13 protein-coding genes are annotated in these 19610 nt (G+C 45.3%); 4 read left to right on the top strand and 9 right to left on the bottom strand.

Annotated elements, in window-relative coordinates; translation table 11 throughout:
• Window positions 1–101 precede the first annotated feature (101 nt).
• The 8 genes from H8S63_RS16560 to H8S63_RS16595 all read right to left on the bottom strand — a co-directional run bounded on the left by H8S63_RS16560 (window position 102) and on the right by H8S63_RS16595 (window position 15459).
• Window positions 102–2678 carry a DUF4962 domain-containing protein gene (locus H8S63_RS16560; RefSeq protein ID WP_186927408.1) on the bottom strand — a complete coding sequence of 859 codons (2577 nt, stop codon included), beginning with the start codon at window positions 2676–2678 and terminating at the stop codon, window positions 102–104.
• Between the two features lie 102 nt (window positions 2679–2780).
• Entirely contained in the window at window positions 2781–4448 is a 1668-nt protein-coding gene (locus H8S63_RS16565; RefSeq protein WP_186927409.1) for a DUF6562 domain-containing protein, read from the bottom strand.
• 30 nt (window positions 4449–4478) lie between these two features.
• Complete coding sequence (locus H8S63_RS16570; protein WP_022275070.1) at window positions 4479–5528, bottom strand: DUF6562 domain-containing protein; 1050 nt, start codon at window positions 5526–5528, stop codon at window positions 4479–4481.
• 12 nt (window positions 5529–5540) lie between these two features.
• Window positions 5541–6308, bottom strand: coding sequence for a DUF3575 domain-containing protein (locus H8S63_RS16575; protein ID WP_186927410.1), 768 nt, complete (start codon window positions 6306–6308; stop codon window positions 5541–5543).
• Window positions 6309–6324: 16 nt separating this feature from the next.
• Window positions 6325–8931 (bottom strand): DUF4962 domain-containing protein, encoded by a 2607-nt coding sequence (locus H8S63_RS16580; RefSeq protein ID WP_186927411.1) that lies wholly within the window; start codon window positions 8929–8931, stop codon window positions 6325–6327.
• 7 nt (window positions 8932–8938) lie between these two features.
• Window positions 8939–10657, bottom strand: a complete 1719-nt coding sequence (locus tag H8S63_RS16585; protein WP_186927412.1) for a RagB/SusD family nutrient uptake outer membrane protein — start codon at window positions 10655–10657, stop codon at window positions 8939–8941.
• Window positions 10658–10678: 21 nt separating this feature from the next.
• A complete protein-coding gene (locus H8S63_RS16590; RefSeq protein WP_186927413.1) occupies window positions 10679–13855 on the bottom strand; it encodes a TonB-dependent receptor in 3177 nt (1058 codons plus the stop codon).
• Window positions 13856–14049: 194 nt separating this feature from the next.
• A complete protein-coding gene (locus H8S63_RS16595) occupies window positions 14050–15459 on the bottom strand; it encodes an alpha-L-fucosidase (RefSeq protein WP_186927414.1) in 1410 nt (469 codons plus the stop codon).
• 505 nt (window positions 15460–15964) lie between these two features.
• Between H8S63_RS16595 and rplM the strand changes: the two genes are divergently transcribed.
• From rplM to tsf, 4 genes are all read left to right on the top strand, one after another.
• Window positions 15965–16426 (top strand): 50S ribosomal protein L13, encoded by a 462-nt coding sequence (gene rplM / locus H8S63_RS16600; protein ID WP_007749464.1) that lies wholly within the window; start codon window positions 15965–15967, stop codon window positions 16424–16426.
• Window positions 16427–16432: 6 nt separating this feature from the next.
• Window positions 16433–16819 carry a 30S ribosomal protein S9 gene (gene rpsI / locus H8S63_RS16605; protein WP_005679151.1) on the top strand — a complete coding sequence of 129 codons (387 nt, stop codon included), beginning with the start codon at window positions 16433–16435 and terminating at the stop codon, window positions 16817–16819.
• Between the two features lie 120 nt (window positions 16820–16939).
• Window positions 16940–17776, top strand: coding sequence for a 30S ribosomal protein S2 (gene rpsB, locus H8S63_RS16610; protein WP_007749457.1), 837 nt, complete (start codon window positions 16940–16942; stop codon window positions 17774–17776).
• Between the two features lie 120 nt (window positions 17777–17896).
• The gene (tsf, locus tag H8S63_RS16615) at window positions 17897–18889 is read left to right on the top strand and encodes a translation elongation factor Ts (RefSeq protein ID WP_186927415.1); all 993 of its coding nucleotides are present in this window, start codon (window positions 17897–17899) and stop codon (window positions 18887–18889) included.
• Window positions 18890–19093: 204 nt separating this feature from the next.
• Here the strand turns inward: tsf and H8S63_RS16620 are convergent, their stop codons facing one another.
• Window positions 19094–19603, bottom strand: a complete 510-nt coding sequence (locus tag H8S63_RS16620) for a TlpA disulfide reductase family protein (protein WP_186927416.1) — start codon at window positions 19601–19603, stop codon at window positions 19094–19096.
• Window positions 19604–19610 lie beyond the last annotated feature (7 nt).

Consider the following 19610-nt stretch of genomic DNA (forward strand, 5'->3'; position numbering starts at 1 on the left):
TGATTACTGATAAATGCGAAGGTAAAGATAAACATCTTTCATTCAATAGCCAAACATCGTATCGAAATATTGCTTTATCCTGCTCGTTTGCATGGTATTTGTTATTGCGCCATCCGGGTGGAAGCCGGTATATAGTCAGTTTGTTCCGTTACACCGTATTTCCCGTTCGTTTCGTCATAGAGTAGCGAAGAAGAAGCGTATCTACGCAGATAAGTGCTTCCTTCGATTGTCGGGTTACCCGGAGAATAACTGAATACGGTAGGAGTGTTACGGTTAGTCACAATCAATTCTGCCGGTTCCTGCGGATTAAGGATAGCTGTTATGTCCCAGTCGCCACAGTAGAAAGTATCTCCCTGACGGGTAATTGCGGGTACCTGTTCCGTATTCGAAGCTATTTGGATAATGGTCAATATACGGTTCCGTTCGCTTTGCGCGAAAGTACCGGTCAAATGCCATAAGGTTGGATATTGGGGATCAGGCGTTTCCGTTATCGGTATAATGGTCTGGTCGGTTTGCGAAATATCGGAAGATATGTCGCTGAATTGAGAAACTTTAGTATAGAACCCTTTTTCCGTATTTGCTGTCTTCCAACTTTTGCGGGTGTTGTCTATAGAGAATGGGGTGGGACTATGCAACAGCCATTCCCATTGTACAGGCTCGTTTGCTTCCAGTTCGTCGTAGATGAGCATGGTCTGCGGATAAAGTACCAGTATGTGACGTTTGTATTTTTTCAACGGAGTTTTACCGAAACCGTTTTCCGGAGTTTGAGCAATGCCTGCGCTTGCGAATAAATCGGTCCAAGACTTCTCTTCACTGATACCGTTATAGGCTTTCGATGCGTCTCCTAGACAATAAGCGATGTGATTTCCGCCTATGGCCCTCAGTACTTGTCCGTATCCCGTCAAGGAATAAGGTTGTCCGATACCATTCACCAGAATGCTGTTATGACCGCGCGTGTGCCGATACCACAGCAGATTGTAGGGAGTGTTGTTGGCTCCGATGTAATAGCCGCCGTTTCGGAATACGTCATGACCTCGATAGAGCAAGGTGAAACTGTTCTGATCGGCAACGGCATGGCTGTTGGACCCGAATGTACTCGAACGGAAAGCGAGTGAGAGGTTATTGTTTATATGCTGTAAGTCCGAGTGGATGGCCACCTCTCCTGCATCTTTATACCATAGTAACTTGGGAGAATAAGACGGCAACTCCTCTCCCGAATAAATTTTCGGACTGATCATACGATACAGACGCATATCTACGTCTGTGACTAATGTCTCGTCGCATTGCTTGGCATACCAAGAGGCGTATGCGTCCCCCGTCTCCCGTGCGAGGAAGTCGGCGAAAGCTACCCGTTGCCGGTCGGGGGTACTTGCTTTCTCGTTGCCGTCTCCGAAGCTGGTGCTCTTGGATTGAGGAGGCCAGGCGTATACAAGTGCCTGACCGGCATTCCGATACCACGGATGAGTAAGGAAATTACTGCCTGTCAGTGTGGAAAACAGCGACGGCATATAAAAAAGAGTTTTCACATTGGCGGTGAAGTATCCCACACCGTTTTTCCAAAGCCCGCTACGGTTGTATCCGGCGTCCGGAGCGCGGGCTGTCCAAAGCTCGTAATAATATTCAAGCATTTCGGAACATTCTTCCGTATATGCGTCTTTGTCGAACAGGACGAGTGCGGACTGGAAGAGAATGCGCATATTGTGTTGCCAGAAGTGGTTATCGAAGAAGCGGTTTTCCTGCATTCCCCGATACATCTTATAATAGTGGCGGGCAATCTTCATCAATAGCTCTTCAATATCTCTTTTCTCCTCTGCGGAAAGCTCGTTGAAAGCGATGTCGTATATTTCGATAAAGATAATGGCAATGTTGGTGGAGCCGAAGTTGGTTGCGAACAGCTCTTTATCGGTGAGACTTGGAAGCTTTTGTCGCATATATCTTAGAATCTCTTTCATCTTGTCCAGATACTTTGTATTCTGCGTCAGATGATAGGCTTGATAGAGCATATCTACATGGAGCTTTATGTCTTCGGTGCTCTCAAAGTCGAACGGGTTGGGATAGGCGGTAGTATAATCGATCCCTGCTGCGGTATTGGCACGTCCGGTCAGAGCCTTATATTCCCGGTGCTTGGAGGCGTTTTTGCGTGCCTGTTCCAAGTAGTTGTCCAGAAAACAGTATAAACGGGGATGGGTGTGGGGGATATTAAGAAAGAATGTATCGAAAGTCGGTGTTACAAATTTAGGAGTGTCATCCTTTATCTCGAATGAGTAGGTAGCGCTCCAGGACTGTGGCGTGCCGGAGACGATGGAACGGAAACGCCAGTACCAGGTACCGCTGTTCATTATTTGGTGTGGATTGAACATACACCACGGCTTTGGTTCGGACACGATGGTTTCCGCATCCGGAAAGTCTTCTTTTTGTGAGAGGGAAAATTGAAGCTGCTCTCCGGTCATCATATCTTGGGGCACGATGAACGGGGCAGGGTTAATGAATATTTCATTGTCCGCTTTGGGGTATGGCTTCTCGCGAATCTTGTCGTGCCATGCATCGGGAGATTCGGTACTGTCGGCTATTTCTTTGTTGTCTGTCATGGGGAGGGAATCATCGCTGCATGAGGTAGCTAATATCCCTGAACAGATAAGGACGTAAAAGAGGTCCCGGAAGCGGAAGTATGTTTTCATAAGATGGTTTGATAAAAAGTGAATGAAAAGAAGTAAAGGATAAGCAAGGCATTGGGGGGCCTTGCTTATCTTGACTTGATTATTGTGTTCGCTTTTGACTGTTTATTCTAAAATGGTGAGGATAGGACGGATTTGTCCTTGTACACCGGCTTTGTCGGGGGCTGTGTTGAAAATGGGCTGAATTTTGGTATTAGCGTCCAATACATTATTAGTAAGTGTGATAGGACTGATGGATTTGTTGCTGACACTGCTGGAAAGTAAGTAGCGTGCCGATGTTGTGGTATGAACAAATAGGTTAGCGCCTTCTATTGCGTTTATGGCATTGACAAATGTCTCGTTTTTAGCAGTCTCTTCGAAACCATAATATCCGATTGTCATTTCTTTTAATTGATTGATGGAAGGTATGTACCATCCGCTTGACTTTTCAGGAGTAGGCGTATTTGTTTTGAAAGCAAGGTATTTCTCAATTACGGGATATTTGTCTGTATTATTGGTATAACGTTCATCTGCAAAAAACGCCTTTGTATTTTCATATCCAGTTTTGTTTAACTCCATTCCTGTGAAATCAATATCACTACCTTTAGCACAAAATTCCAGACGTGTATTAGTCGGTGCGCTTTCCAGTGCGACTACATATCCTTTAATAGCCGTATATTCGCTACCGTAGTTAGATGCTACATCTCCATCCAATGGTGTTGTTGCGAATACGATACCGACACACGGATTCTCTGCATCCTCTTTCAATTCTGCGGAATATGTACCGTCTTTATAATAGAAATCACCAATTTCCGGATTTACTGTCGGTACGACAGGCTCGAGGTCTCCACCGTCTATGTCCGGATTCCATTCTCCGAAGTCTGTATCAATTTGTGTGTTTGCAGAAGATTCCGCTATGAAATATCCTCTGACTTGTGTACGTGTATTCTTCTTGACAGGCACATTGGCGGGGATAGCAACGGTGCGTCCGCCGTCCTCTGTTACAAAAGTCAGGGCTATTTCTCCTAAAACATCGTCTTCTGCGAAGACATAACAAGAGAAAAGTTGCAAATCGGTTGTCTCACCGGCAGTCTCGCCTGTTCCGATTGGTTCGGTAGCTGACATGATGGCGTCAATCATCTCCGTAGAAACCTTGCCTGTTGAAACATTAAAAGCGGCTGGAATCTTCTGGCTGACAGCTACTGTCTGGCATTTGTCGAAGTTTGCCTTGCTCTTGTCCGAAACAATCAGTTTGGCGAACGGGCGGGTCAGGGTGACATTCAGCGGGTTCTCTAAAGAAGCTTGGCTCTTTTCAAAAGAACCTTGACCGGAGAAAGCGTCGCAAGCGTCACTATTGTAGAGCAGGCTTGCATCTTTGATTGTGACTTTGGTAAGGTCTTCCGTATTGTAGAACTTGTCGGCGTAGCGTCCGGTTACTTGGTCTTTGCTTTGTCCCTCAGCGGGGATAAAGTCCGCCCACATCATATAATTATAAGTCCCGGCGTTTTCGAGTGCAAAGGTGAAAGAAAGCTTTCCGTTAGTGGCTTCGGTTCCTAATTTTTCTTCCCGATAGACCTGATTACCATCTGCATCGCTGATTTCGAGGATACAACGCAGGTAGTGGTCGGTCACTTCGGGGATAGCACGTGTTTGTGCAAATTCAGAGGGTAATTCAGCCGAGATGTTGACTAAATTGTTAGAGCTACTTGAAGCTCCCGGAGCTTCTTCTTGGCTACATGCGGCAAACAGCCCCATGAGCAGCGTGATTGCGAAATAAATAAAGTTCTTTTTCATAATGGTAATGATTAAAGTGTATTATAATTATTATTCGGTTGGAGTGATGGGAGTAACATCGATAATGATGTCCTCGTCCTCAAAGTCAGGATCGAAATCAATACCCGGACTGGCGGTCATAAAGTGTCCCCGTATATTGGTCTCCTTGTTCCGTTCATAGGGTATTTTCAGATTTTGGTAGCGTGCCACGACTTTCTTGCTCTCATTGGTTATCTCGATAGTCACCGGGACAGAAGCTGTGCTCTCGTTATTGATGAGCAGATAGTCGAATCCGATAGTGAACTCGTCCTTGTTCTCTAATCCTCGTAGTGTTGCTAGTTCAACCGTCTTGTTATATTCCATATATTGCAGGGAACGCTTCAACTTTCCGGTGAGTGCATCGAATGCGGTGGGCAGATAGTAGTTGTACTTCACGGTAATAGTAAACTTCTTTCCCGTGATTTCTTTCTTGTCCACTTTCTGTAGGAACTTTTCGACATCTGTGGCTATCAGGTTGTAGCGTGCCATCGGACGGATCATTTCGATATCTGTCGGCACGGTGACATTCCATTGGTCACGATAGGCGCTTAAATCCAGCGAAGTGCTTCCGTAAAAAGCGTCATAATACTTGGAGTTGGCTTTATAAGGAGTGGCTCGCATGATAAATCCTTTGTCTTCCGCATTGTAGAAGAGTTGGTAAGTGTCTCCTGTTTTACCTGTATAGTCCGCCCATACGGCAATCTGATACTTGCGGGCGTGGAGCTTCAGTCTGACGGGTATGCTGATGGTGGTTTCTCCTGTCTGCACCTTTTGGAAAATAACTTGCGACGCTACTTTCTGTGTACCCTCATAGGCAGAAACCGTGAAACGATGCAGGAATTCAGTTTCTTCTTCCGCACGGGTGTTGCGGCTGATGTCTATCGGGTCGAAGGGTGTTTCCAAAATCAGGTTGGTCATGATATTGACAGCGGTAGGGTCTACTCCGATTTCTCCGTCAGCCGTCAGCTCCGGATCTTCATGAATACAGCTACTTGCAAATACCGGCAATAACAGCAGGCAACCCAGCGTACGAATAATAGAGGTATATGTATTTCTTTTCATAATCGAACTGGCTTAAAAGTGATAAGACAATGACAAACCGAGACGGGTAATTCCCCAATAGTTACGGCTTCGGGTTTCTATTTGAGCTCCGTTGTCTATATTATAATAGGTGTTGTACTTCATATTGGCATATCCGGCGCCTAAGGTAAACTCCGCTCCCCAATGGCGGGATAAGGGAAGCTTATATCCATAACTTACACCTGCTCCCAATAGTGGGCGGCCGGTATCCTGATAACGGTTCTCGTCCCATTTCACATTGAAGAATGCCATGTGGGCGTGTACTCCGAAGAAATGGCCTGTTCTGGCTTTTTTCAACCACCAGCGTCCTTCGGGCTGGATAGCGAAGGTACGGACTGCGTGTTCGCTACTGATATCCCAGCCACTGAACATGACGGGCAGTTCAACGGAAATATGTTTGCTGCACTGTATTTCGAATGCAAGGTTCGGCACAGCAATGGCATCGTAGGCAATATTCGTTTTGAGTGCCATATAACGTTCGGAAACTTTGCGTTGCCGAGAGACTTTAGTCTTAGGTTGCCGGGACTCTTTTTTCGCTTCCTTTTTCTTAGGAGAATCGTTCACAACTGTTTGCCCTTGTCCGGTAACGGGCTTGAATACGATTTCTTTTTCGCTCGCCGATGTCTGTATGCGCGGGCGTTTCCCGTTTTGTTTCTGCGGTTCCTGCGGGTGTTGTGTTCCTTCAGACGGAGAACCCGCCATTGCTGTCAGAGAGCAAAGTAGCAACAGGAAGCCTTGTACCAAGTATCTTTTTGTTTTCATATCTTTCAGGTTGTTTTTAGATTTCCAGTTCAGGCAATTTGTCTACTAAAGTCGTTTCGTAACCGTCTTCGCGTACGATGGTAGCTCCGCCTTTATAAGTAATGTTCACATCTTCCCCTTTTCGGGTGGAACGGATGAAGAAAGACGGAGTGCCTTCTGATGATATGTTCACTTTGATAATCCAGCTACCTATCTTGATACGTCCGTCGGGCAGTATCTGCGGGTCGGCGGCAGGCTTGTTCAGCGCATGTGTGTTGATGACCGTTGCGAAACGATATATTTGTTTCTTTTCGGAAGTAGCCTTGAAGTGCCAGTGGTTGGGGTAAGGAGCGAACTTGCCGTTTGCATCCGCCCGTAGCCAGTTGACGGCGGGAACGAAGAACTGACTGGTGGTATCCGTTTTCAATGCACCGCTTGAAAAGAGGTAAGCGTCGGAAGCGCCGTTCTTGTTGGTGGCCTGTATGTGTACGAACTTATCTTTCTTGGTAACACTCATCGGCTTGATGACTGTGTGCAACAGATAATCCCAAGTGACAGGCTTGTCCGCTTCCAGTTCGTCGTAGATAAACATCAGTCCCGATTTGCCTAAAGCAACCGTATGTCGTCTGAAAGTTTTCAGATGATTCTCGTCCCAGCCGTTGGCGGGAGTATATTCAATGCCGCCCTCTTTGCCACGTTCCAGCCAAAGGGGGGAAACCTCTTTTCCGTACGCATTGGAAGCGTCACCGAGCACATAGCCGATTTTCTCGCCTACATAATAGCGTGGAATCCAGCCATAACCCTCTGTACCGATACGCTGCCCCATACCATTCACGAGGATTGTGTTGTGAGCGCGGGTGGAACGGTGGCAAAGGATACTATGCTTGTCTACAAAGGCGATGTGATGACCGCTGCTGTAGAAGAGCGAGTTTCCTCCGAAAAAGGTGTTGAACGCATTTTGGTTGGCTATGGCGTGTGACGTGCTGCCGTAAGGACTGCTGCGGAAGCTGAACATGGCGTTGCTGCCTACGCGATCCCAGTTGGTCATGAAAGAGGCAAGACCGCTCTGAGGAAAGACATATCCCATCGGGAGTGAGGTGAGTCCTTCTCCTGTCGGCAAAGGTTTGTCACATTGGAGACGGAACCATGCCAGGCTACCGGATTTTACGGTTATAAGACGCTTGTGATAGTCGGGAGTAGTGGCGACGCGACGTACATAATCGGCTGCGTATGTATTGCCGGTTAGTCGTGCCAATGCGTCCAGATAGCCTACACGAATCGAATTCGGTTTTAGGTTGCCTTGATGTCCGCTACCGTTTCCTCCGGATTTGGAAAAAGGAGGTTGCTGGTACATGGTGTACATGACAGAACCTTGATACCATGGATCACTGAAGAAATCGAAACCGGTAACGGTACTGTAAAAGTAAGGAACTTCGATGAGTGTGCGGAAGTTGACAGCGAAATAACTGTCGCCATTGTGCCAGGCACCGTCCTTGTTCAGACCGGGGAATCGTGCCAGCCATACATTGTAACAGTAATCCGCCCATACCGTTGCTTCGGGAAGATCACCATACACGCTGAATGCGGCGAATGTGAAAATGCGAAGTGTCATTTGCCAGACATGGTTGTCAGCAATATGGTTCTCCAGCCGGTTGTTGAAGTTCGCATAGAACTCACTTCCGCGTCTTTTTATTTCTTTCAATAAATTCTGTTTTTGCGGCCCGGTCAGCAGATCATAGAATGAGTCGTATGCCAGTGAACTGAGTGAAAGCATAGTAGCGGCATTGAAGTCCCCCATCACGTTTTTGTTTTTATCCCAACTAAGCATTTCCATGATGCGTTTGATAGCCTCTTTGCTGTAACGGGTATCTTTGGTCAGCAGGTAGGCGCGTATCAGGAGTTCCACGTTACCCTCTTCTTTGTCGATGATGCGGCGGCTTTCACGGGTTAGCATGGCGCTGCGCTGCATCTCGCTCTTCAGTCCTTTGGCAAGGTCGGCTTTGATGTCATTAACGGATTGCATCGGAATTGTCAGAACCTTGTCTGCACGTTCCAGATACCATTGATGTTCGGGCTTGGACTTGCTGTTGTTCATAAAGTCCGTCCATTTATCTTTCTGTACCAGGATGCGCGGATGATTCTTAGGCAAACGTGTCTGCATCGTCTTGAATGATGGCGGACAGAATTTGTCCGGATTGGCTTTGACGGTGAATTGCAGGACAGGAGACCATAAAGTATTTCCGTCTTCTACATATCCGTACTGCCAATACCATACACCGGCGTCCAGATCCTTTTTCGGGTTAAAGAAAGGCCAACGGCTTTCCACCTGCACAACATTGCTCTTCATAGCTGCATCCTGTGAATAGCGTAACTGGTATTTCAATTGCGCCTTGTCTATTTTCTTCTTGGTGGATTTCATTCCGTCCAATACCTCTTCGGAAGTATCTACATCTGCATGAAGCGGCCATTGGAACGAAACGGCACGGTCGTTTACCGTCGCTTTGTCCAGCGGGGATGGGGTGGAGCGCATCTCGTGCATGAGAGTTACCTCGTTCAACTTGATCCGTGCGGACTTTTGCTGTGCCTGCATTCCGGAGATTGCCGCCAGGCAGCAGAATAGTATGGTGCTAACTGATCTTTTCATGGTACTATTAATAATTAGGGTTGTTCTTATTTTCTAACAGCGGGTTCAATTGCAATTCATCCAATGGGATTGGGAACAGTTCGTGCTTTCCTTTTTGGAAATTCTCTCCGGCAGGGTAGGCGGTTGTGGTACTTGTGTTCACTTCCGAACGGTTGCCAAACAGCGACAAGGCATCTTTGATAATGCCCCAACGGATAAGGTCGTATTTGCGTTGTCCTTCAAAAGCTAACTCAAAGCCACGCTCCCAAAATAATGCCGTACGGAACTTGCCTGCATCATCGCTGTCGGAAATAAACCGTAGCTTGTAGACTTTCTCTTTCATCAGTTCCTGATAGTTCTCCGTTGTGATTTCCCGCGCACCGGCACGTTTGCGCACACTATTGAGCAGCTTCCAGGCTTCGGCGGTGTTTTCTGTCTCGTTATAGGCTTCGGCAGCCATCAATACTACGTCGGCATAGCGCAGGTAGCAGAAGTTGACATCGGTCACGTTCGGGTCTTTGTATCCGATAGGCATCCATTCACGGCGCCATTTGCCCGGATACCAGTCTTTTCCGCTTTTATTGACTACTTTCTTGTGATTGTATGCCTCTTTATCCCAAGTGAATTTGTAGTTGCAAATCATCACGTCACGGCGTTCGTCACCTTTGATGATATTACCATCCTCGTCTTCTTCCTGCACATCAAAGAAATCTCTCCATTCGGGCACTGCACGGAACATGGCGCTGGCACGTCCCATGAAATGACTTACTTCCGTCACTTTGATACTGGGCTGCGCTACGGATGGTCCGATATAGGTTCCCCAATATCCTTTGGCTCCGCTCTTCCCGTCGGCACTATAGAACGCTACTTCAAACAGGCTTTCTTTGGAGTCAATCGTTCCGGCGGAAAAGCCTTTGAACAGCTCCGTATAACCGCCGGGATAGAAATCGTGGTATTTGTTCTCCTGAAAGGCTTTCCATTCTTCAATAACGTCTTCGAAGTATTCCTTGCGTTTCGCGTCATCGGGGCGGGTTATGCTTCCGTCCATTTGCAGACTATAACCGGCACGTTGGAGCAGGACACGCATCAGAAGTGCACGGGCAGCACCCTGGGTCGCTTTTTCGGGGCTGGTGGCTGCGGTAGCCCAAGGGAGATGATTTTTGGCGAAGTTCAGGTCATCGATCATCTGGTCGTAGATGAGTTCACGGCTGACACGTGGCTGATAAATATCTTTATTCACATTGGTAGAGGTCGTTTTGAACGGCACGTCTCCCCAATAGCGCACAAGGTTGAAAGCATACAACGCTCTCAGAAATTTTGCTTCCGCAACCAGTGACTGCAAACCTTCATCTCCCTCGTAATTCTCCATACCCTCGATTCCTTCGATGGTATAGTTGGCACGTTCGATTCCGGTATAATTGCCTTGCCATACACTATTTACCCACGTGTTGGAGCTGGTCAGTTTATAATGGGCGATGTCGCGTCGTCCTTTGTCGGCGGTTAAGCCGGATACATAGTAAGTATCGTCCGAACATGGAAATGCCATATCCATATAACTGTAAAGTGTCGGAAGTTCATCGTATACCCCGACGACCGCCATTGCCGCTTTCTCTTCACTGGCAAATATTTCTTTCTTTTCGTAATAGGAACTCGGGTCTTCCGTCAATAGGTCGGAGCAGGATGTGGTGGATAGTCCGCCTGCCAGCAAGAGACTTAATATATAAATATAGGTATTACAGCTTTTCATCTTATCTTGTTTTTGAATGAATTAGAATGTTATGTTCAGACCGAATACGAAGCTACGGCTTCTCGGATAAGCTCCGAAGTCTACGCCGGGGGTTAAGTTGTTTCCTTTGGTAGATACTTCCGGATCGAATCCGGTGTAGGGAGTCCATACGAACAGGTTGCTGCCTGTGGCGTATAGGCGGAGTTTCTGGATGGACGCTTTCCGTATCCATTGTCTGGGGAAGTTATATCCGATGGTTATATTACTCAGACGAAGGTAGGACGCGTCTTCTACAGCCCATGAATGGATGTAGGTATCTCCTTGTTCCATATCGTAAACGGCTGCTACGCTTTTGCCTGCATTCAACGCTGCAAGTTCCGCTGGGTCGGTGATGATATCTCCATTGGCGTTGATGGTCATCCAGCGTTTATGGCTATTGGCGACATCCAGTACGTTATAGTTGGATTTTCCGGCTTGTGTATTGGTCAGTTTCGTGGCATTCAGTACTTCTCCACCGTATGAGAAAGTGAAGAACACACTCAGATCAAAGTTTTTGTACGTGAAAGAGTTGTTTAATCCACCATAGAAGGTGGGGTTGGCGTTGCCTATGACTGTCTGGTCATTCTCATCGATTACATTATTATGATCCGTATCGGCGAATTTCCACATACCTGGCTGTATATCATTGCGTGAACCTCTGTATGGAATGCCTTCTTTCAGGGTATATTTCTTTGTGTTCGGGTCGTAATTGAAATCTTCTATCTGGTAGAGTCCCAAAGTACGATATCCGTAGAACTGCCCGATGGGTTTGCCTACTTCTATTTTATGGGTCTTCTGGTTATATCCGAATTTTGCTTCTTCCAAGAAGAACTCTTCACCGGAGAGGGCTTTGATTTTGTTCTTATTGTGGGAAAGGTTCAGGCTGGTGTTCCAGGTAAAGTTCCTTTTCTGGATATTGACGGAGCTGATTGTCAGGTCTACACCTACATTCTGTGTTTTTCCGATGTTGCGTACCATGTTGCTGTAACCGGAAGAACTGGGGATACGTGAGTTTAAAAGCAGGTGTGTACTTTGGTTGACATAGAATTCCGGCGAGATGGTGAGTCGCTGTTCGAGGAATCCAAGGTCTATTCCGAGATTGAACGTATTATTCGATTCCCATTGCAGATATTCATTCGGAATGGAGGCCGGCACATATCCCGGTGTGTAATTTTCACCGTTGGGATACTTTATGGAATTCAGAAGTTCCAAAGAAGCGTAGCTGCCAATGCGGTTGTTTCCTGCCATACCGTATCCTGCGCGTAGTTTCAGATCGGAGAATATGCCTAGTTTCTTGATAAATTCTTCTTCCCCCATACGCCATGCCGCTGAGAAAGAGGGGAAGAATCCCCACTTCTTGTCTGCGCTGAACTTGGAAGAACCGTCCGCGCGCAGGGTGGCTGTGAACAGGTATTTCTCTCCTATATTATAATTGAACCGTGTGAAGAAAGACAACAGCTTGTCGTCGTCGTTGAAGTTGGAAGTGATGGAGCCGGGAATTCCCAAGCCCATATCATTCAGGTTGATATCGTTGTTAGGGAAATTGGTAGCGCTCGCTCTCATATTACGTGTCCGGCGTGATACCCATTCCTGTCCGAGCATGGCGATTAATTTGTGTTTCTTCCTTTTGTATTCGTAGTTAAGTACGTTGGAAGTCTGGAAACTGCTGTTTTCCGCATATTGGATGTAGCCGTTGGCGTTGGAACGTTTACCGAAACTGGAACGCTCGCCATAAAAAATGTCATTACGTACCGTCTGGTAACGCATTCCGGTATTGTTGCGGAACGTCAGGCCTTTGAATATCTTAAACGTTAGTCCTCCGTTTGCTTGAAAGGTACGCAATTGCTTGTTATTGATTTCTTCCGATGCGGAAATCAACGGGTTCTGCATCGGGTTGGAGTCGTCGTCCTCTATGGTATCTTCGCTATTCCGAAAGTCCTCATCGCTTTTATATATACCGGCTGTGGGACGATACTGGAGAATATGTTCCATCTTATTAAAGCGGGTGGATTCTTCGGAAGTTCCCATACCATAAATACGAGATTGGTTATAATTCACACGTGCATTGATGGAAAGGCGCTTGGTGGATTTGTGGGAAATGCTGAATGATATGTTGTGCTTGTCGCTACCGCTATATACCATTGCCCCGAGATCCTTGAAATAACTGTAGTTAAGAGAATATTTCAAGTCTTTGTTGCCACCGGATATGTTGATACGGTAGTTTTGTGAAGTCGTTGTCCTGCCTAAAGTCTCTTCTTGCCAGTCAATGCCGGGACGGCTTCCGTAGTTTTCGTCAATGTCGAGGAATGAACCGTATGTGTTTTGGAAGTTTTTTACTCCGGATTCGCCGTCAAACTGTAATCTGCGTTCATAGTCGAGCAATACAAACTCTTTGGTGGAGAGTACCGGAAGCTTACGCGCCAATGTCTTTACACCGACATAGCTGTCAAAGCTGACCGACATTTTACTATCGTCCTTGTTTCCTTTCTTGGTGGTAATGACTACTACTCCGTTTGCTCCGCGTGCACCGTAAATGGCTGTTGCCGAAGCGTCCTTCAGGATATCAATGGTTTCGATTTCCGCTGGGTCGAGAGTTGACATCCCGTCTTCGCTGGGGAAGCCGTCGATGATATAAAGGGGGTCGTTGCTTTGGGTAATGGAAATACCTCCACGTACACGAATGGATATTTCAGAACCGGGGGCTCCTTCGCTTTGCGTGATTTGCACACCTGCCACTCTTCCCGCCAATGCTTGGGCGACATCGGAGGTAGGCATTTTCATTAGGTCTTCACTCTTTACGGAAACGACGGAGCCTGTCAGGTCACTGCGCTTGCTTGTTCCATAACCTACTACTACCACTTCATCCAATGCTTTCGCATCACTTTGCAGCGTCACGTTGATGACCGCTTTCCCTTTAACGAGGACTTCTTGTGTTTTCATTCCTATATAAGAAAATACAAGGATAGCCTTGGCGGCATTGTCGACTTTCAGCCTGTAATTTCCGCTTAAATCACTGATTGAACCGACACCGGAAGCACCTTTGAGGGTAATGTTGGCTCCAATGACTTCCAAACCTTCCGCATCAATCACCTTTCCGGTGACCGTCAGGCTTTGGGCTTGAACCGTAAATGCGGTGCAAAGACAAACCGCAAAAAAGAGAATTCTTTGAATGTTTTTCATATCAATTCTATTCGTTGTTTTCTGAGTTAAGAATCTATGGCAAAGGTATGGGCCTTTCGTATAAATGTTGTTTCCCTATTGTCTTTCCTTTATTTGAAAACTGATAATGGGCTTTAGAATTTATGTAAAAACCTTTAGGATTTATCTATTATGAGTGATTGAATATTTGTATTTGTGGTAGTTGTAATAGATACCTATTGTTGTTTGACTTTGAAACTGAATGCCAAAGCTTCTTTTTTTAAGTCTTTAGGCAGTGTAACTGTTACTTTACCGTTCTCACAAGTGTATTTCACTCGTGCTCCATTCTGTAACAATGTCATCTTCCCGGTGGGTTCGTTACCTTCCCATTCGATGGTTGACGGCAAATCTTCTCCTTCGGGCAGGGTATAGATGGCGTACAAAGTCTTCTTGTCTTTGTTGGCTGTGAACCATACATTTCCACTATGGTAGTTAGGAGTGGGGCGTGTCGCATAGATAGCTGTGCCGTTTTTCTTTAACCATGCTCCTATGGTCTTCAGGCATTTTATGACTTCCTCTTCGATGACGCCTTCTCCCGTTGGTCCTACATTCAGGGCTAGACATCCACCTTTAGCAGTGACCTCTGCTAAGGTGTTGATAACCCATGCTGCAGATTTAAGCTTTGGCTTAGGATTCCATCCCCAGCTATTGCTGATGGTGATACAGCTTTCCCAGGGATGATTTAGCTGGGTCTTGGGAATAGTAAGTTCCGGTGTCTGATAGTTTTCGTTTCGTCCGGGGACAGTCCTGTCTGCGACAATCAGACCGGGCTGTTTTTTGCGGGCATTATCAACGATTTCATCCAGTTTGATGCTCTGTTGAGGCTTTCTTACCCAGCCTCCATCCAACCAGAGGATGTCTATGCTACCATAGTTAGACATCAATTCATCGATTTGGTTGGCTGTGTATTGCTGATATTTAGCCCATTTCTCCGGATATTTTTTGATATCGTAATTCGGATTTCGTGTCGGGGTGGACAGATATGGATCCCAATAATCCTCGCAGTGCCAGTCCGGCTTGGAAAAATAAGCGCCTATCATAAATCCCTCTTGTCTGAATGCGTCGAACAAGTGATAGGCAACATTACTATACTTCCCATCTTTGTAAGGACCTTTAGCAATATTGTAATCAGTGTATTTGGAGTCGAACATACAAAATCCGTCATGATGCTTGGTCGTAAATATAAGGTATTTGAAACCGGCGTCTTTCATAATGGAAGCCCATTCGGAAGGTTCAAACTTGGTAGGATTAAAGGAATCTGCAAGTCCCCAATACCATTTCTTGAAATCTCCATAGGTTGTGCCCGGACGAATCCTCTTACGTCGTGCCGTAAATTTGTCTTCCGAGCAAAGTGCCCATGATTCCGAGATTCCGGGAACGGAGTAGACGCCCCAGTGGAACATAATTCCGAACTTACGGTCTTGCCATTCGTCCAGTTTCTTTAGTACTTTAGGATCAGTAGGCCATTCGTATTGTTTGGATGCGCTATGTACAAAACCGTGATCCTTGGTTGAAAAATTCTTTTGTTGCGCATGCAGTGTCAGTGAAAGACCGATCCCTGCGATTAGAAATAAAATTCTTCTCATGTTTTTAATGGTTAGATTAGCATTGAGTCTTGACTTTGAAATTTTGCCGCTAATTTATCGTAATTCTTGCATTCGGTCGTTGAATTATGTCTTTTATTCTTTATGGAAACAGGTATAAAGCTTTTGAATTCGTCTAAAAGCTTTTTGATTTTATCCCGATACCCGACAGAGGGCTTGTGGAAGGGGTGGAAATTGTACTTTTTTCCTCGGTGCCGGAGCCTGTGTTCTTCGGTGGAGAACCATGCCTTCCCCGGTGCCGAACGGTGTCTTTCCCGGTGCCGGACTTTTGTATACCTTATTATCTACTCCTTGTCATTCAACCGAATAAATCCAAAAAAAGGAAGAATTTGTTTGCCAATTCAAAGAAAAGCCGTACTTTTGCAAGCCGATTATTATCACAAAATGATAAGAGATTAATTCATAGCGAGTTAGTCGTCCTTTGTCCGGGGAGGACTAATAAGTGGTGAAGAAATTTTAGTAGTAACATTTAAAAACAAATTTAAGAGTGGATACTTTAAGTTACAAGACCATTTCTGCAAACAAGGCAACCGTAACCAAAGAATGGGTTATTGTTGACGCTACAGACCAGACTTTAGGTCGTCTGGGAGCAAAAGTTGCAAAATTGCTGAGAGGAAAGTACAAACCGAACTTTACTCCTCACGTAGACTGCGGTGATAACGTTATCATCATCAATGCAGACAAAGTAAAACTGACTGGTAACAAATGGAATGACAGAGTGTATTTGTCATATACTGGTTATCCCGGTGGTCAGAGAGAAATGACTCCTGCCCGTTTGATCGCTAAACCGAACGGTGAAGAGAGATTACTGAAAAAAGTAGTGAAGGGGATGCTTCCTAAGAACATTCTGGGAGCTAAATTGCTGAACAACTTGTATGTTTACGCTGGTAGCGAACACAAGCACGAAGCTCAAAGCCCGAAAATGATTGATATTAATTCATATAAATAAGATATAATGGAAGTAGTAAATGCATTAGGCAGACGTAAACGTGCTATCGCACGCATATTCGTAAGCGAAGGTACAGGAAAGATTACTATTAACAAGAGAGACCTTGCAGAGTACTTTCCATCAACTATTCTTCAGTATGTTGTAAAACAACCATTGAACAAGATTGGTGCTGCTGAGAAGTATGACATCAAGGTTAACTTGTGTGGTGGTGGTTTCACAGGTCAGTCTCAGGCTTTGCGTCTGGCAATCGCCCGTGCACTGGTGAAAATCAACGCTGAAGACAAAGCTGCTCTTCGTGCTGAAGGCTTCATGACTCGCGACCCGCGTTCTGTTGAACGTAAGAAACCGGGACAGCCGAAAGCTCGTAGAAGATTCCAGTTCAGCAAGCGTTAATGGGTTGCCTGACAGAGGAATATGTTTAGTATCTAAACTACTGGGACTCTGCTTGCGGACTACCCGGCGGTTGGTTTAGAAAAAACAAAAAAGAAAGTAAACGATTTAAAGAAAAACAAGATGTCAAGAACAAATTTTGATACATTATTGGAAGCTGGTTGCCACTTCGGACACCTTAAGAGAAAGTGGAATCCTGCAATGGCTCCTTATATTTTCATGGAACGCAATGGTATTCACATCATTGACCTCCACAAAACAGTTGCAAAAGTAGACGAAGCTGCTGAAGCTTTGAAACAGATTGCCAAATCCGGCAAGAAAGTTCTTTTTGTTGCTACTAAAAAACAAGCGAAACAAGTTGTAGCTGAGAAAGCTCAATCTGTTAATATGCCTTATGTAATCGAACGCTGGCCGGGTGGTATGTTGACCAACTTCCCGACTATCCGTAAGGCTGTGAAGAAAATGGCTACTATCGATAAATTGACTAACGATGGTACTTATGCTAACCTTTCTAAGAGAGAAATCCTTCAGATCTCTCGTCAACGTGCAAAATTGGACAAGACTTTGGGCTCTATCGCTGACCTGACTCGTCTGCCATCTGCTTTGTTCGTTATTGACGTGATGAAAGAAAACATCGCAGTTCGCGAAGCTAACCGTTTGGGTATCCCTGTGTTCGGTATCGTTGATACTAACTCTGATCCTACAAACATCGACTTCGTAATTCCTGCTAACGATGACGCTACTAAATCTGTAGAAGTTATCTTGGATGCTTGCTGCGCTGCAATGATCGAAGGTTTGGAAGAAAGAAAAGCTGAAAAGATCGATATGGAAGCTGCTGGTGAAGCTCCTGCCAACAAAGGCAAGAAGAAATCAGTGAAAGCTAGACTCGACAAGTCTGACGAAGAAGCTATCAACGCAGCTAAAGCTGCTGCTTTCATCAAGGAAGACGAAGAGGCTTAATATATAAATGTGCCAATTTGCTAATGTGCAAGAGTATACTTATACACTTGTATCTTGATTGGCAGATTGGCACATTTTTTGTTTAGGAAATTATTATTCATTTAAATAAAGGAAATTATTATGGCTGTAAGTATGGCTGATATTACCAAGCTGCGTAAAATGACCGGAGCTGGTATGATGGATTGCAAAAACGCGTTGACTGAAGCTGAGGGCGATTTCGACAAGGCAATGGAGATTATCCGTAAGAAAGGACAAGCTGTTGCTGCTAAGCGTTCAGAACGTGAAGCTTCTGAAGGTTGCGTTTTGGCTAAAACTACCGGTGACCGTGCTGTTATCGTTGCTTTGAAGTGTGAAACTGACTTTGTGGCTCAGAACGCTGATTTCGTGAAGTTGACTCAGGATATTCTTGATCTTGCTGTGGCTAACAAATGCAAGACTTTGGATGAAGTAAAGGCATTGCCTATGGGTAACGGTACTGTACAGGATGCGGTGACTGACCGTAGCGGTATCACAGGTGAGAAAATGGAATTGGATGGCTACATGACTGTAGAAGGTGTAAGCACTGCTGTTTACAACCACATGAACAGAAATGGTCTTTGCACGATTGTTGCTTTCAACAAGCCTGTTGACGAGCAACTGGCTAAGCAGGTAGCTATGCAGATTGCTGCTATGAACCCGATTGCTATTGATGAGGACGGTGTTTCTGAAGAAATCAAACAGAAAGAAATCGAAGTTGCTATTGAGAAGACAAAAGCTGAACAGGTACAGAAAGCTGTTGAGGCTGCTCTGAAGAAAGCTAATATCAACCCGGCTCACGTAGACAGCGAAGAGCACATGGAAAGCAACATGGCTAAGGGCTGGATTACAGCTGAAGATGTAGCGAAAGCAAAAGAAATCATCACTACTGTTTCTGCTGAGAAAGCTGCACACTTGCCTGAACAGATGATTCAGAACATCGCTAAAGGTCGTTTGGCTAAGTTCTTGAAAGAAGTTTGCTTGCTGAATCAGGAAGATATCATGGATGGTAAGAAGACTGTAAGAGAAGTATTGACTGCTGCTGATCCTGAATTGAAGATTGTTGACTTCAAACGTTTCACTTTGAAAGCTGAATAATCAATCAGATTCAAATTCTATGATGTGTCCTTAAAAACGGAACACGTTAACTTAATAGAGGTATTCATTAAGATTCTCTATTTGAAGATACAAGAAAGGCAACTGATTCATAACGAGTTAGTTGCCTTTTCTTTTGATTTGATTTTATCATTCCTTTCCTCAAGAAACTGCCATGTATAACATGAGGCGCATTCTTGGGGAGGATTATTTCAATGCTTTGTCTATTTCCTTCATCAGTTTGTCCATTTCTTCTTTTTTATAACCGACAGTGGCGGATATCACTTTCCCTTCTTTGTCGATTAAGTAGCTTCTGGGAATGTATTGACTGGCAAACTTACCTGTGACTTCCCGTTTCGGGTCCGGGTAGAGAGGAAATGTAAACCCTTTGCGCTTGTTGTATTCCGTTAATTGAACGTCGGTATGTTCGCGTCCGATTACTAACATGCAGAAATCTTTGTTGCCCTTATATTTAGGCCAGAGTGTTTTTTGAACTTCAGCCAGTTCGCTTTGGCAAGGACCACACCAAGTAGCGAAAATATTGATTAATACAACTTTTCCTTTCAGGTCCTCGGAGTTTACAGTACCGTTCACTGTTGAATGAAGGGTGAAAGCAGGCATACTATCGCCTACCTTGACGATATCAGCATTGTTGTCTTGTGCAAATGACAACAGTGAGAATAACGCTGCTGCACAGAATAATGTTACTTTTCTCATATCTTTA

Source organism: Bacteroides sp. NSJ-39 (assembly GCF_014287315.1).
GTDB lineage: Bacteria > Bacteroidota > Bacteroidia > Bacteroidales > Bacteroidaceae > Bacteroides > Bacteroides finegoldii.